Raw genomic sequence first — 14,371 nt, 5'->3', positions numbered from 1 at the left:
AAATTGAGGAGCACATCGATGCGCGTCATTCTGCTGGGAGCTCCCGGGGCCGGTAAAGGTACTCAGGCAAAGTTCATCACTGAAAAATTCGGCATTCCACAAATCTCCACCGGCGACATGCTGCGTGCTGCTGTCAAAGCCGGCACCGAGCTGGGCCTGATCGCCAAGAGCGTGATGGACAGCGGCGGCCTGGTCTCCGATGATCTGATCATCAACCTGGTCAAGGAACGCATCAGCCAGGAAGATTGCAAGAACGGCTTCCTGTTCGACGGTTTCCCTCGCACCATTCCCCAGGCTGAAGCCTTGGTGAAGGCGGGTGTTGAGTTGGATGCGGTGGTTGAAATCGCCGTAGAAGACGAAGAAATCGTCCAGCGTATTGCCGGTCGTCGCGTTCACGAAGGCTCGGGCCGCGTTTACCACATCGTCTACAACCCGCCAAAAGTGGCAGGCAAGGACGATGTCACCGGTGAAGACCTGGTGCAGCGTAAAGACGACACCGAAGAAACCGTGCGTCATCGCCTGTCGGTCTATCACTCCCAGACCAAGCCACTGGTGGACTTCTACCAGAAGTTGTCCGCGGCCCAAGGCAAGCCGAAGTACAGCCATATCCCTGGCGTGGGTTCGGTAGAAGCCATTACCGCCAAGGTGATGCAAGCACTGAGCTGATCCCGCCATCAGCTTTGCGTACAACGGCCCGCTTGCGGGCCGTTGTTGTTTATACTGGCGCACTTTTTTCCCGATTTGGACACCCACACCGATGAGCACCCTGCTGGCCCTGGACACCGCGACTGAAGCTTGCTCCGTTGCCTTGCTGCACGATGGCAAGGTAACGAGCCACTACGAGGTGATCCCGCGCCTGCACGCGCAGAAGTTGCTGCCGATGATCAAGCAGTTGCTCGAAGACGCCGGTATCACCCTGGCTGCCGTGGATGCCATCGCCTTTGGTCGCGGCCCCGGTGCCTTTACTGGTGTGCGCATTGCCATTGGCGTGGTGCAGGGCCTGGCGTTTGCGTTGGAGCGTCCGGTGTTACCGGTGTCCAACCTTGCCGTGCTGGCCCAGCGCGCACTGCGCGAACATGGCTCCACGCAAGTGGCCGCGGCGATTGATGCGCGGATGGATGAAGTCTATTGGGGCTGCTACCGCGAAACTGCCGGTGAAATGCGTCTGGTGGGCGTGGAGGCAGTGCAGCCGCCAGAAGCGGCAGGGTTGCCGGCTGATGCCAGCGGTGAGTGGTTCGGTGCCGGCACCGGCTGGGGTTATGGCGAACGCATCGACGTGCATTTGGTAGGGCAGGACGCTGCAATGTTGCCTCATGCTGAAGATCTGCTGGCGTTGGCACGTTTTGCATTCGAACGCGGTGAGGCGGTCCCGGCGGATCAAGCGGCACCGGTTTACCTTCGCGATAAAGTAGCGCAGACAAAGGCCGAGCGCGGAATTATTTGACGCCAAAAATGTAGGCATTCGGTGGCAAATTTCGCCAATCGTCAGAATTTGCCGCGGTTTTTAAACCTTTTACAAATTATGTGTTCTAGTTATCACCAGAGCATTTGCGCACTACGGAAAGTGCCGCTAAATTGCCATCATTGATACCGAGTCTGCATGTATGCGTATAGACGGCTTCTCCTCACAGTCCTACCCTCTCAAACGTAAGCCACGCAAGGCGAACGTGACGGTAGACGAGTCCGTGGAGGATTCGCCGGACTTCATTGAAGTCCACGCTGATTCGCCCTCCAGCGCCAAGGGGGCCGGGAGCGCACGTATCAGCGGCGTTCCTGCCCGCCAGCAAGACATGGTCTTCCCCCGCTCCATGAGCAAAAGCGTTGCCACCGCCCTGGCCAGTTACCTGACCACCGCCGGCTTTGTCGAATGGGATATGGAAGTGCTGGGTCTCGACATTCATATCTGATGGGTTTGCCTTATTACATTGGTTGCCCGTCCTGGAGTGAAAACGCCTGGCGTGAGTACCTGTACCCGGTGGAGGCGCGTTCCAGCGATTACCTCGGGCTCTATTCTCAAGTCTTCAATGCGGTTGAAGGCAATACCACGTTTTATGCTCGACCTTCGGCCGCTACCGTGCAGCGCTGGGCCGAGATCATGCCGGCTGACTTTCGCTTCACCGCCAAATTCCCAGGGGATATCAGCCATGCGGGTGACTTGCGCGAGCAATTGCCTGCGGCAGAGAGTTTTGTCAGTTTGATGAGCCCTTTGGGTGAGCGCGTTTCACCGCTGTGGCTGCAGCTCTCAAAAGGGTTTACCCCGCAGCGCCTGGCCGAACTGGCCGGTTTCCTCGATGGCATTGATCGTCCATTGGCCGTGGAAGTCCGGCACGAGCAGTTCTTCGCCAAGGGAGACGCCGAGCGTATGCTCAACCGCCTGTTGCGCGATCGTGGCGTCGAGCGCATCTGCCTCGACCCTCGCGCCCTGTTCAGTTGTACGTCAACCTCGGCGGCAGTGCTGCACGCCCAATCCAAAAAGCCCAGGGTGCCACCGCGCCCGGCGGCGCTGACCCGGTTTCCCCAGGTGCGCTTCATCGGGCATCCGGATCTGGAGGCCAATGACCCGTTCCTGATCCCATGGGTGGAAAAGATCGCCAGTTGGATCGAAGAGGGACGCACGCCGTACATATTCCTGCACACCTCGGACAACCGCCTCGCGGCACAACTGGCGTTGCGCTTTCATGCACAGCTGATGGCGCGCCTGCCCGGCCTGCCGCCGCTGCCCACCCTGCATCGAGAGCCCGTTGCGCAGCAACTGGGGTTACTCTAGGGGGCGTTCTCAATTAGTTTCCCCGGCGGGGAAACTAATTGAGAACGCCCCCTAGACATCCGATTTTTCAAGGATTGAGCCGTGGGTTCGATAAAAGTGCTGGGCCTGCTGTTGCTGCTGGCGGGCGCTTTCGCGCTGGGCGTCTGGCGTGGCTGGGTGCCGATGCCGGCTGAGTGGAACCCCTGGGCACCCCTGGATGTGCGCGCCAGTCCCAACCTGCTCACGCGCTACAAGCTCAGCCGTTTGCAGGATGATCCGGCGCTGTGTGACCAAGTCTTGAAAACCTCCGGCCTGCGGGTCAGCCGTCAGGCGGATACCGCTGCCGATGCGGCGTGCCCGTTGCGCAATGTCCTGCGTGTGCAGGGCGCTGAGGTGGCTCTGAGCAGCAGCTTTCTGGCCAGTTGCCCCCTGGCTGTGGCGTTCGCGTTGTTCGAGCGTCACAGCCTGCAACCGGCGGCCCAGGCAGTGTTCGGCCAGGCGGTGAGTCGGGTCGAGCATTTGGGCAGCTTTGCCTGCCGTAATGTTTACAACCGTGCCGACGGGCGCCTGAGCCAACATGCCTCGGCCAATGCCTTGGATATCTCCGGTTTTCGTCTGGCGGACGGGCGCAGCATCAGCGTGTTGAAGGATTGGCCGGGGGAGGGCGACAGTGCGCGTTTCCTGCGCTTGGTGCGCGATGGTGCCTGTGATGATTTCAACGTGGTGCTGAGCCCGGATTACAACGCTGCTCACCGCAACCATTTTCACCTGGATATGGGGCGATGGTGGGTGTGTCGCTGAGGCTTAAGCGGCCAGGCGCAGGTTGTGGGTCACCAGTGGGCGCGCCCAGTAGTAGTCGAAATCCAGCGCCTTCTGTTGCGCCATCAATTCTTCTTCGGGGTATGGCTCGGCAGCCGGTGGCAACAGGTCCAGTTCGAACTCGGCAATCGGCAAGTGCAGTGTGCGTGGCTCGGGGGCCGGGCCGGGCTCTGGTAGTGGTTGGCCAGCGTTCAGCACAATCGGGCGGACCCAACCGCTGTCGAAGTCCTGCTGGCGCTGCTGGGCGACGAGTTCTTCTTCCGGGAAGGGTATCGGCGCCGGTGGCAGCAACTCGGTTTCGAATTCGGCAATCGGCAGGAACAGCGGCTCAGGCGGGGCGATCTCGGTGTCTTTCACGTCACACTCACGCTGGGTGAGGATCTGCGAGAGCATGTCGGCGCCTTCGCCGGGTTCGACCGAAGGGTCGGCAGGTGCAGGCGCCTTGGCGGCCAGTGCCTGCGGCGTTTCGCCGAGCTGTTCGGCCAGCGCCCGGGCGAAGAAGTCCTGCCACACATGACTCACCCCGGCCAGCGCTTGAGTATTGCGCAGGCCGTAGTGGTTGTGGGTCGGCAGTACACCGATGGTTAGGGGAAGAATGTCTGACATTTTTCTCGGTCGACGCTCAGCTCTGGCAAAATACCTGACTGCTGTTTTTATCGGCCGCTGTTTGCCGATCCTTAATATTTTTGAGCGTAGCGATTGATGAACGAACAACCAGCGGCCAGCCGCATCCAGGTCGAGGCGTTGGCCGACAGTTTCCAGGCCTGCGCCGAGCAGTGGGCTTCGCTGCTGGGCTTGCCTTTACAGGTGGCGGATGCGGATTTTTCCCTGCAAGTGGGCGAGCAGGGCCTGCAATTGCAGCAGCTTGGGCCCGATGCGCCGGGGCCGGTGCGGGTCGACTTTGTCGAAGGCGGCGCGGCACATCGGCGTTTATATGGCGGTGGCAGTGGGCAAATGATCGCCAAGGCCGTGGGCATCGCCCAAGGCGTACGGCCCAAGGTGCTGGACGCCACGGCCGGGTTGGGCAAGGACGCGTTCGTATTGGCCAGCCTGGGGTGCGAGATGAGCCTGATCGAACGCCAGCCGTTGATCGGTGCCTTGCTCGAAGACGGCCTGGCACGCGCTGCGCAGGATTTTGAAGTGGCACCGATTGTGGCGCGCATGAAGCTGCTCAAGGGCAACTCCATCGATGTGATGCTCAATTGGGAGGGCGAGCCGCCCCAGGTGATCTACCTGGACCCGATGTTTCCACACCGTGAGAAAACCGCCCTGGTGAAGAAGGAAATGCGCCTGTTTCGACCGTTGGTGGGCGATGATCCGGATGCACCGGCCTTGCTCGCTGCCGCCCTGGCTTTGGCCAGCCACCGTGTGGTGGTCAAGCGCCCGCGCAAGGCGCCGTGCATTGACGGGCCCAAGCCGAGTCATGCGTTGGATGGCAAGTCCAGCCGCTACGACATTTATCCCAAGAAAGCGCTCAAGCCATAAGCTGCAAGCAACAGCACTCATATTCGTGATGCTGCGAGATCCAAATGTGGGAGGGGGCTTGCTCCCGATGGTTACGGTCGGTTGCTGCACCCTACGCTGTTGTCGAGACCGGGCTGCGATAGGCCCGCATAAACAACTTCACCACGTCCTGCACATGTTCTTCTGCCTCTTCTGCGCTCAGTTGCCCGCCGCAGCCGTACAACAGGCGAAAGTTCGCCGTGCCCTTGAGCAGGCAAAAGAAGTGCTCCGCCGCTTTGAAGGGGTTGTCGATGTGTAAGGCACCGCTCTGGTCGATCTTGCCGAGCAGGCGCTCCATGCCTTGCAACATGCGCATGGGGCCGGCTTCGAAGAAGATCCGCGAGAGCTTCACGTCCTGATTGCCGGTGGTCATCATCAGGCGATGCAGGTTCACCGACTCCTCGCTGTTGATCAGCCGATGAAAGCCCCGTGCGATGTTCAGCAATACCGTCTCTACGGGCATGCCTTCGGGTAGCTCGAAATACATCACCGGCAATTGCTCTTCACATTTGGCCACCACCGCCGCGGTGAACAACGTCTCTTTATCGGTGAAGTGGCTGTAGACGGTGAGTTTCGAGACGCCCGCCGCAAGCGCGACGGCATCCATGCTGGTGTTCGCGTAGCCATTGCCCAGAAACAGGGATTTCGCGGCTTCGAGGATTGCCTGGCGTTTTGCCATGTCCTTGGGACGCCCGGGGCTGGCGGTGTTCACAGGATTGTCGGACATTTTCACCTTTAATACTGGACTGGCGAGTTTGGTATTAATAACATACCGCCCAGTATAATTATTCCAAGCTCCATTTGCGAAAGGTCCTTCAGCATGCGCAGCGCGTTCCTGCCCCTTGCTTTGCCTGTCAGCCTGGTCTTTTTATTGGCCGCCTGCGGCCATGAAGAAGCGACCCAGGCCACCGTCCGCCCCGCCATGGTGGTGCAACCGCAGCCCTCGGCACAGGCAATGGACAGCTACCCCGGTGAAGTACGTGCCCGTTATGAGCCGGACCTGGCCTTTCGCATCGGCGGCAAAGTCAGCAAGCGGCTGGTGGAAGAGGGCGAGCGGGTCAAGGCCAACCAGCCACTGGCTGAACTTGACCCCCAGGATGTGCGCCTGCAACTGGAAGCCAGCCGTGCCCAAGTGGCCGGCGCTGAGGCCAATCTGAACCTGGTGCGCGCTGAGCGCGATCGCTACAAGACCCTGATGGACCGTCAGATGGTCAGCCGCTCGCAGTACGACAACGCCGAAAACCTCTACCGAGCAGGTGAAGCGCGCCTGAAGCAGATCAAGGCCGAGTTCGACGTGTCGAGCAACCAGGCCGGCTATGCTGTGCTGCGCGCGCCCCAGGACGGCGTGGTCGCCAAGCGTGCTGTCGAAGTCGGCCAAGTGGTCTCGGCGGGCCAGCCCGTGTTTACCCTGGCCACCGATGGTGAGCGCGAAGTGCTGATCAGCCTGCCCGAGCAAGGCTTCGGCCGCTTCAAGGTCGGCCAGCCGGTGTCGGTAGAGTTGTGGAGCCAGCCCGAACAGCGCTTCGCCGGACGCATCCGTGAACTGTCACCCGCAGCCGACCCGAAATCCCGCACCTTCGCCGCCCGTGTAGCCTTCACCGGCGGTAAAGTCCCTGCCGAACTGGGCCAGAGCGCGCGCGTATTCATACAAACCGACGGCGTCATTGCGCTCTCGGTACCGCTGTCTGCCCTCAGCGCAGAGAACGGCGCGTCCTTCGTCTGGCGGGTAAAGCCGGACAACACCCTTGAGCGTACGACGGTGCGCATTGGTGCGTTCGGTGAAAAAAACGTGCCGGTGCTCGAAGGCTTGGCTCCCACCGACTGGGTGGTCGCCGCAGGCGTGCATGTGCTGCATGAGGGCCAGCAAGTGCGCCCTGTGGATCGCTCCAACCGTGTCGTGAATCTGGCGGCCAAGGAGTAATCCCGATGGGTTTCAATCTTTCCGAATGGGCGCTGCGTAATCGCCAGATCGTACTGTTTTTGATGATCCTGCTGGCCGTGGTCGGCACCTTGTCCTACACCAAGCTGGGGCAAAGCGAGGACCCGCCCTTTACCTTCAAGGCCATGGTGATCAAGACCAACTGGCCCGGCGCCACGGCCCAGGAGGTGTCGCGCCAAGTTACCGAACGCATCGAGAAAAAATTGATGGAGACCGGTGAGTACGAGCGCATTGTGTCTTTCTCGCGCCCTGGCGAATCCCAGGTCACTTTCATCGCCCGCGACTCGATGCGTTCGGCGCAAATTCCTGAGTTGTGGTACCAGGTGCGCAAGAAAATCAGCGACATCCGCCAAACCTTGCCACCGGATATCCAGGGGCCATTTTTCAACGACGAGTTCGGCACCACCTTCGGCAATATCTACGCCCTGACCGGCGATGGTTTTGACTATGCGGTGCTCAAGGACTACGCCGACCGCATCCAGATTCAGCTGCAACGGGTGCCGGACGTGGGCAAGGTCGAGTTGCTTGGCCTGCAGGACGAGAAGATCTGGATCGAACTGTCCAACCTCAAGCTTGCCACCCTGGGTTTGCCGTTGGCCGCAGTACAGCAGGCGTTGCAGGAACAAAATGCCGTATCGACCGCCGGCTTTTTTGAAACCCCGAGCGAGCGTGTGCAGTTGCGCGTGTCGGGCAACTTCAAAACCGTGGAGCAGATTCGCGACTTCCCGATTCGAGTGGGCGATCGCACCTTTCGTATCGGAGACGTGGCCGATATCCATCGGGGCTTCAACGACCCACCGGCACCGCGCATGCGTTATATGGGCGCGGACGCCATCGGCCTGGCCGTGGCCATGCGCGACGGTGGGGATATTCTGGTACTGGGCAAAGCTCTTGAGAGTGAATTCGCACGCCTGCAAAAGAACCTTCCTGCGGGCATGGAGCTGCGCAAGGTGTCCGACCAACCGGCAGCGGTGAAGACCAGCGTCGGCGAATTCGTCCAGGTGCTCGCCGAGGCATTGGCCATTGTATTGCTGGTGAGTTTTTTCTCCCTCGGTGTGCGCACCGGCATGGTGGTCGCCCTGGCGATCCCGCTGGTACTGGCGATGACATTTGCCAGCATGTATTACCTGGGCATCGGCCTGCACAAGATTTCCCTTGGCGCTCTGGTGCTGGCCCTGGGTTTGCTGGTGGATGACGCGATCATCGCTGTGGAAATGATGGCGATCAAAATGGAGCAGGGCTACGACCGGCTCAAGGCTGCGAGCTTCGCCTGGACCAGCACAGCATTCCCCATGCTCACCGGTACCTTGATCACGGCGGCGGGCTTTTTGCCGATTGCCACTGCGCAGTCGAGCACCGGTGAATACACTCGCTCGATCTTCCAAGTGGTGACCATTGCCTTATTGGCCTCCTGGGTGGCTGCCGTGGTCTTTGTACCGTATCTCGGGGAAAAGCTGCTGCCGGACCTGGCGAAAATTCACGCGGCCAAGCACGGCACCGACGGCCCGGATCCCTACGGCACGCCTTTCTACCAGCGTGTAAGACGTTTGGTGGAGTGGTGTATACGTCGGCGCAAGACGGTCATCGTGTTGACCCTGCTGTTGTTTATCGGCTCGGTCGCGTTGTTCCGCTTTGTACCGCAGCAGTTCTTCCCTGCTTCCGGGCGCCTGGAACTGATGGTCGACCTGAAACTGGCCGAAGGCGCCTCCCTGAGCAACACCGCCGAGCAGGTCAAGCGTCTGGAGGTATTGCTCAAGGCGCACGCGGGTATCGAAAACTATGTGGCCTACGTGGGCACCGGCTCGCCGCGGTTCTACCTGCCGCTGGACCAGCAACTGCCGGCCGCCAGCTTCGCGCAGTTCGTGGTGTTGGCCAACACCATCGAGGAGCGTGAAAGCCTGCGCACCTGGCTGATTGAAACGCTCAACGAGCAGTTCCCCGAGCTGCGCTCGCGGGTCACTCGCCTGGAGAATGGCCCGCCCGTGGGCTATCCGGTGCAGTTTCGCGTGACCGGCGAACACATCGAAGAGGTCCGCGCCCTGGCCCGCAAAGTGGCAGCCAAGGTGCGCGAAAACACCCACGTGGTTAACGTGCATCTGGACTGGGAAGAGCCGAGCAAAATCGTGTATCTGAATATCGACCAGGACCGGGCGCGCGCGCTTGGCGTGAGTACTGCCAACCTGTCGAAATTCCTGCAGAGTTCCCTGACCGGTTCCAGCGTCAGCCAATACCGGGAGGACAACGAATTGATCGAGATCCTCCTGCGCGGTACCGTCCACGAACGCACCGAGTTGTCGCTGCTGCCGAGCCTTGCCGTACCCACTGACAATGGTAAAAGCGTGGCGCTGTCGCAGATCGCCACCCTCGAATACGGTTTCGAAGAAGGCATCATCTGGCACCGCAACCGCCTGCCGACCGTGACCGTGCGTGCCGATATCTACGGCAAGGAACAACCGGCGACCTTGGTGCAGCAGATCCTGCCGACGCTCACAGGTGTGCGTGCCGAACTGCCGGACGGTTACCTGTTGGAAGTGGGTGGCACCGTCGAAGACTCTGCTCGCGGGCAAAACTCGGTGAAGGCCGGCGTGCCGCTGTTCATCGTGGTGGTGCTGACTTTGCTGATGCTGCAATTGCGCAGTTTCTCACGCACGGCGATGGTTTTTCTGACTGCCCCCCTCGGCCTGATCGGTGTGACCTTGTTCCTGCTGGTATTCCGCCAACCCTTTGGCTTCGTCGCCATGCTCGGCACGATCGCGTTGTCGGGAATGATCATGCGTAACTCGGTCATTCTGGTGGACCAGATCGAGCAGGACATCAAGGCCGGACTGGCGCCGTGGCAGGCGATTATCGAAGCGACCGTGCGACGCTTTCGTCCGATTGTGCTGACGGCCCTGGCGGCGGTGCTGGCGATGATCCCACTGTCGCGCAGCGTGTTTTTCGGGCCCATGGCTGTGGCGATCATGGGAGGGTTGATTGTGGCGACGGCGTTGACGCTGTTGTTTTTGCCGGCGTTGTACGCGGCGTGGTTCAGAGTCAGGAAGGAGGTAGCGTAGCGAGGTGTTTGCTGTTTCCCGTACATGTGTTTTTTTCGGGTTTCTCTGCCAGGCCGGTGCCTGGCCATCCCCTGATTCCCACCGGGCAGTATTTACATACCGATGCAAACACGCAGTCGCTCAGATGGAACGCTTGCCCTTGTAACTCCACTCAGGCAATGCCTGACGGACAGGCAGAGGACTTGGCACTGCCATGTGGCGGCCAGGCCTTTTCATTGAGTTCATGGAGTTTTACATGTCGTTCTTTAATGCGATTGCGGCTTTCAAAGGGGCTTTTCTCGGGGCCTTGCTGGGTAATCATGCGCCGCGAAATGATTTCGCGGTTACCCAACCGTATAGACCTCATCATGGCAGTTCAGGTCATTACCACCGCCCGCATTTTAGCTATGCCCAACCCACCAGGTATCACAACCCGTCATACCTGCATCAACAACCGGTCAACGGGTATCAATCACCCAGCAGACCTTTGTATCCGCTGTTTCGTTAAACCCGTGACAGGCTTGACCTGAAACAACTGCGCCAAGGCCCGTTACCAGCGGCCTTGGCGCAGTAGGGTCGTAGTGCGGGGTTACAGCGCTCCAAACACCTTCTTTGCCAAACTGGTGGCAGCCGCCGCCGGATTCTTGCGAATCGTCTCTTCCTGCTGCGCAATCATCTTGAACAAACCATCCAGCGCTTGCTCGGTCACGTAGTTTTCGACGTTGGCGCTCTTGGCATCCACGGCGCCGAAGGCCGCGGCCTTGCCGGCCAGGGCGTTGTACTGCTGAGCCACGCCGACCTTGTCGGTAGCGGCCTTGACGATGGGGAGGAACTTGGCGCGGATTTCCTCTCGGCTGCTTTTGTTCAGGTATTGGGTGGCAGAGTCCTGACCACCGCTGAGAATGCCCTTGGCGTCGGTCACGCTCATGTTTTTCACCGCATTGACCAGAATCGGCTGGGCCTGGGTCACGGCGGTTTCAGCCGCTGCGTTCATGCTGGTTTCCAGCTGCGTGACCTGGTCACCCATGCCGAACATTTTCAGTTTGTCGGCGACTTTGCCGAGCTTGCCCGGCAGGCCGATTTTTACTTCCGGGTTGTTGCTGAAACCACCGGGCTTGCCCAGTTGTTTGACGGCAATCTGCGCACCTTGGGTCAAGGCATCCTTGAGGCCGCCGCTGGCGTCGCCCTGGGACAGGCTGCCAAGGTCCAGGGCCATGGCGTTGGCACCGAACAGCAAGCCGGCACACAGGGCGGTGAGGCGAAGAGATTTGCGGAGCATGGGCGCTTCCTTATGACGTGAATTGATCAGTGTGCGACCGCATCAACCCGCAGACGCAGCGGCTGTGGATCCTGGCCATTGAGTTGCACGGCGTGCCGCTCTGTAGTGATGAACAGTAGCTTGCCCTCCAGTTCGATGCGAGCGCTGACCGAGTAAGTATGGCCTGGCTTGACCTGGGCCGGGTCGTAGCTCAGGTGAAACGGCAACGGCACCTGGCCTTTGACCGGGCCTTTCTGTTCGGCGAGGGTCACGGCCGGGGCGTCCATGAGGGACACATCTTGCAGGCTGACGCTCAAGGTGGCAGCAGGCGGCAGGGCAATACGTTGCAGATAGAACACTTCGCCGTCGAGGCTGGCTTTTGGGGTTGGGGTCATTGATTGGCAGGCTCCGAGCAGGGCGGTCAGGCCCAGGAGAATGATCTTTTTCATGGTGCAGCTCCTTTTCAACGGCGCCGGAATCCGCCCGGCGCCTCAGTCAATCTAACGGCTTTGTTCAGGTGTGACCGCTTCTGCTTGCGCCAGCGCTTCGGCTGCGCCATCTACGCGGTGCAAGGCCACCTGGCGGATCGACAGGCGAATATCGGCCGGCAGCACGCGTTTGGCGGCGCCTTCAGCCAGTTCGCCGAGCAGGTCGTGATAGCCCAGCTTGCCGGCTTCATCGCGACGCAGCACATCTTGCTCCAGCAACGTCTGAATAAAATGTCGGAAAAGACTCTTGTCGAAGAATTCCGGGGCGTTGAGACCGTGCAGGATTGATAGGCGCTGGGCCATGATCGTGCACAGGTCTTCCAGTTCTTCGGCGCTGATGCTGTTCTGGCCGCTGTTGAGCAGCAGCGATATCGCCATGTAGAACCGTTGCAGGGTCTGGGCGATGCTCTTGGACAACAGCGTCAACAGCACAAATTGTCGCGAACTCGGCGCCGGGCGCAGGTACACAGCGTTTTCGAAGCGCAGCAGGCCTTGTTCGACAAACGCGTCCAGCCACTGGTCGACCACGGTGTCCAACTCTTCCAGCGACCAGCGAATAAACAGCTCCGATTGCAGGTACGGGTAGAGCGCACGGGTGTAGCGCAGGATCTGTTCGCGGCTCATCCGCGAGCTGCTCTGGAAGAAGCTCGCCAGCAACGCCGGCAGGGCGAAGATATGCAGCACGTTGTTGCGGTAGTAGGTCATCAGGACGGCGTTCTGTTCGTCCAGGTAGACAATCTTGCCCAAGGCGTCGCTTTGTTCCGACAGCAGCTTCATGTCCTTGACGTGCTTGATCAGCGCCAGGCCATCGCCCTCCGGCAAGGTCGTGTGGGGCGAGTAGGGAACGCGACGCAGCAGCGCCAGGTACAGGTCGAGCTGGCGCGCCATGGCTTGTTCATCCAGGGCCAGGCGTGTGGTCGACAGCAGGGCCAGGGCCACCAGGTTCACCGGGTTGATCGCCGCGGCTTCGTTCAAGTGCCGCGCCACCTGCTCGCCAAGGCGGTTGGTGGTTTCGTTGAGCCACGCCGGCTTGTAGTTCGGGCCCAGTTCCTGGGCGCGCCAGTCCGGTTGCTCGGCGTCGAGAAATTCGGCCAGCTTGATCGGCTCACCGAAGTTGACCGCGACCTGGCCGAAGCGCTGCTTGAGGGCGCCGACCACTTTGAAAATATCGAAGATCGACTCTTTCTTCTTGCTCGCGCCACGCAATTCGCCGAGGTAGGTGCGGCCTTCGAGCACGCGTTCATAGCCGATATACACCGGCACGAACACGATCGGCATACGCGAGGAGCGCAGGAAGCTGCGCAGGGTAATCGCCAGCATCCCGGTTTTCGGTTGCAGCATACGCCCCGTGCGCGAGCGGCCGCCTTCGACGAAGTACTCCACCGGGAACCCCTTGGTGAACAGGGTGTGCAGGTATTCATTGAACACCGAGGTGTACAGCGGGTTGCCCTTGAAGGTGCGGCGCATGAAGAACGCACCGCCACGGCGCAGCAGGCTGCCGATCACTGGCATGTTGAGGTTGATACCGGCCGCGATGTGCGGCGGGGTCAGGCCGTTCTTGAACAGCAGGTACGACAGCAGCAGGTAGTCGATGTGGCTGCGGTGGCAAGGCACATAGATCACCTCGTAGCCTTGGGCCACCTTCTGCACGCCTTCGATGTTATTGACCTTGATACCGTCGTAGATCTTGTTCCAGAACCAGCTCAGCACCACTTCCAGAAAACGGATCGCGGTGTAGGTGTAGTCCGAGGCAATCTCGTTGCCGTAGCGCAGCGCCAGGGCCTTGGCTTTTTCCGCAGAGATTTTTTCTCGTTCGGCTTCATCAAAAATGGCCTGGCGCACCAGCGGCATATTCACCAGCCCCTTCACCAGGTTACGGCGGTGAGACAGGTCGGGACCGATCACTGCCGTCTTCAGGTTACGAAAGTGCACGCGCAGGATGCGCTGGGCCATGCGCACGGTGCGTTCGTGACCTTTATTGTGCTCGATCAATTCACGCAGGTTGATTGGCGCGGAGAATTGCACGCGGGTCTTGCGCCCCAGGATCAGGATGCTCAGCAACCGGCGCAGACGCCCGGTCACTGCCCAACTGTCGGCAAACAGCAGTTTCCACGGGCTGGACTCGCTTGCAGGAGACTGACCCCAGAACACGCTGACGGGAATGATTTGTGCATTCTCTTCGGCGTGCTCGGTGAGGGTATTGACCAGGCGTGTCAGGGTGGGCGGTGCACCGCGCTTGTCCTGGCGGCCGAGCCAATCCGGATCCGGCGTGAGATAGAAGAACGCCGCGGGCTCCATCAATGGGCCTACCGACACTGGCAGCACCGGGCGCGGCAAGCCGGCCTTGGTGCACTCGGCATCGACCACCGCCAACTCGGTGAGGGAGGGTGATTGCAGGACGTAGAAAACCGGCCGGCTGCGGTCCAGGTTAAGGGTGAGGGACGACTGGTTGATCGTCTCCGAGCGAACCCAGAGGTACAACAGTCGGCGCAAGGTGCCAAACACCAGACGGCGGAACGGGGAGCGGGTCATAGGCGAACTGCTTCAAGTGGAAAAAACCGAGCAGATGCTCGGGCAGGTAGTGTG

General features: G+C 60.4%; 13 protein-coding genes. 8 read left to right on the top strand and 5 right to left on the bottom strand.

Annotation, left to right across the window (positions count from 1 at the left end; translation table 11 throughout):
• Positions 1–18 precede the first annotated feature (18 nt).
• The 5 genes from adk (at position 19) to E4O98_RS05395 (ending at position 3,547) form a co-directional block, all read left to right on the top strand.
• On the top strand, positions 19–666 hold the full coding sequence (adk, locus tag E4O98_RS05415; RefSeq protein ID WP_005785523.1) for an adenylate kinase: 648 nt from the start codon (positions 19–21) through the stop codon (positions 664–666).
• A gap of 91 nt (positions 667–757) precedes the next feature.
• Entirely contained in the window at positions 758–1,444 is a 687-nt protein-coding gene (gene tsaB, locus E4O98_RS05410; protein ID WP_103733441.1) for a tRNA (adenosine(37)-N6)-threonylcarbamoyltransferase complex dimerization subunit type 1 TsaB, read from the top strand.
• A gap of 160 nt (positions 1,445–1,604) precedes the next feature.
• The gene (locus E4O98_RS05405; RefSeq protein WP_032877477.1) at positions 1,605–1,907 is read left to right on the top strand and encodes a hypothetical protein; all 303 of its coding nucleotides are present in this window, start codon (positions 1,605–1,607) and stop codon (positions 1,905–1,907) included.
• Positions 1,907–2,767 carry a DUF72 domain-containing protein gene (locus E4O98_RS05400; RefSeq protein WP_032877476.1) on the top strand — a complete coding sequence of 287 codons (861 nt, stop codon included), beginning with the start codon at positions 1,907–1,909 and terminating at the stop codon, positions 2,765–2,767. The genes E4O98_RS05405 and E4O98_RS05400 overlap by 1 nt, the downstream gene beginning before the upstream one ends.
• Positions 2,768–2,848: 81 nt before the next feature.
• Positions 2,849–3,547, top strand: coding sequence for an extensin family protein (locus E4O98_RS05395; RefSeq protein ID WP_032877475.1), 699 nt, complete (start codon positions 2,849–2,851; stop codon positions 3,545–3,547).
• A 3-nt stretch (positions 3,548–3,550) separates the two neighbouring features.
• Here E4O98_RS05395 and E4O98_RS05390 read toward each other — a convergent pair whose 3' ends face one another.
• The gene (locus tag E4O98_RS05390; RefSeq protein ID WP_032877474.1) at positions 3,551–4,171 is read right to left on the bottom strand and encodes a hypothetical protein; all 621 of its coding nucleotides are present in this window, start codon (positions 4,169–4,171) and stop codon (positions 3,551–3,553) included.
• Positions 4,172–4,267: 96 nt separating this feature from the next.
• Here E4O98_RS05390 and E4O98_RS05385 point away from each other — a divergent pair, with 96 nt between their 5' ends.
• Positions 4,268–5,050: a class I SAM-dependent methyltransferase gene (locus tag E4O98_RS05385; RefSeq protein WP_032877472.1), complete on the top strand. Its 783-nt coding sequence runs from the start codon at positions 4,268–4,270 to the stop codon at positions 5,048–5,050.
• 91 nt (positions 5,051–5,141) lie between these two features.
• Here the strand turns inward: E4O98_RS05385 and E4O98_RS05380 are convergent, their stop codons facing one another.
• The gene (locus tag E4O98_RS05380; protein ID WP_032877471.1) at positions 5,142–5,795 is read right to left on the bottom strand and encodes a TetR/AcrR family transcriptional regulator; all 654 of its coding nucleotides are present in this window, start codon (positions 5,793–5,795) and stop codon (positions 5,142–5,144) included.
• Positions 5,796–5,888: 93 nt separating this feature from the next.
• Between E4O98_RS05380 and E4O98_RS05375 the strand changes: the two genes are divergently transcribed.
• Both E4O98_RS05375 and E4O98_RS05370 read left to right on the top strand, forming a co-directional pair.
• Positions 5,889–6,989: an efflux RND transporter periplasmic adaptor subunit gene (locus E4O98_RS05375; protein WP_248134371.1), complete on the top strand. Its 1,101-nt coding sequence runs from the start codon at positions 5,889–5,891 to the stop codon at positions 6,987–6,989.
• A gap of 5 nt (positions 6,990–6,994) precedes the next feature.
• Positions 6,995–10,060, top strand: coding sequence for an efflux RND transporter permease subunit (locus E4O98_RS05370; RefSeq protein WP_103733444.1), 3,066 nt, complete (start codon positions 6,995–6,997; stop codon positions 10,058–10,060).
• Between the two features lie 568 nt (positions 10,061–10,628).
• On the opposite strand, the gene E4O98_RS05365 is transcribed toward E4O98_RS05370, so the two are convergent.
• The 3 genes from E4O98_RS05365 to plsB are packed head-to-tail and all read right to left on the bottom strand — an operon-like array spanning position 10,629 to position 14,317.
• Positions 10,629–11,318, bottom strand: a complete 690-nt coding sequence (locus E4O98_RS05365) for a DUF4197 domain-containing protein (protein WP_005785540.1) — start codon at positions 11,316–11,318, stop codon at positions 10,629–10,631.
• A 26-nt stretch (positions 11,319–11,344) separates the two neighbouring features.
• Positions 11,345–11,746 carry a YbaY family lipoprotein gene (locus E4O98_RS05360; RefSeq protein ID WP_216090831.1) on the bottom strand — a complete coding sequence of 134 codons (402 nt, stop codon included), beginning with the start codon at positions 11,744–11,746 and terminating at the stop codon, positions 11,345–11,347.
• A gap of 51 nt (positions 11,747–11,797) precedes the next feature.
• Complete coding sequence (gene plsB / locus E4O98_RS05355) at positions 11,798–14,317, bottom strand: glycerol-3-phosphate 1-O-acyltransferase PlsB (protein ID WP_032877465.1); 2,520 nt, start codon at positions 14,315–14,317, stop codon at positions 11,798–11,800.
• Positions 14,318–14,371: the final 54 nt, after the last annotated feature.

The organism is Pseudomonas sp. W2Jun17, assembly GCF_023127795.1.
GTDB classification, from domain to species: Bacteria; Pseudomonadota; Gammaproteobacteria; order Pseudomonadales; family Pseudomonadaceae; genus Aquipseudomonas; species Aquipseudomonas synxantha_A.
Note: the sequence above shows the minus strand (reverse complement) of the source record. Positions and strands in the feature narration are given on the sequence as shown.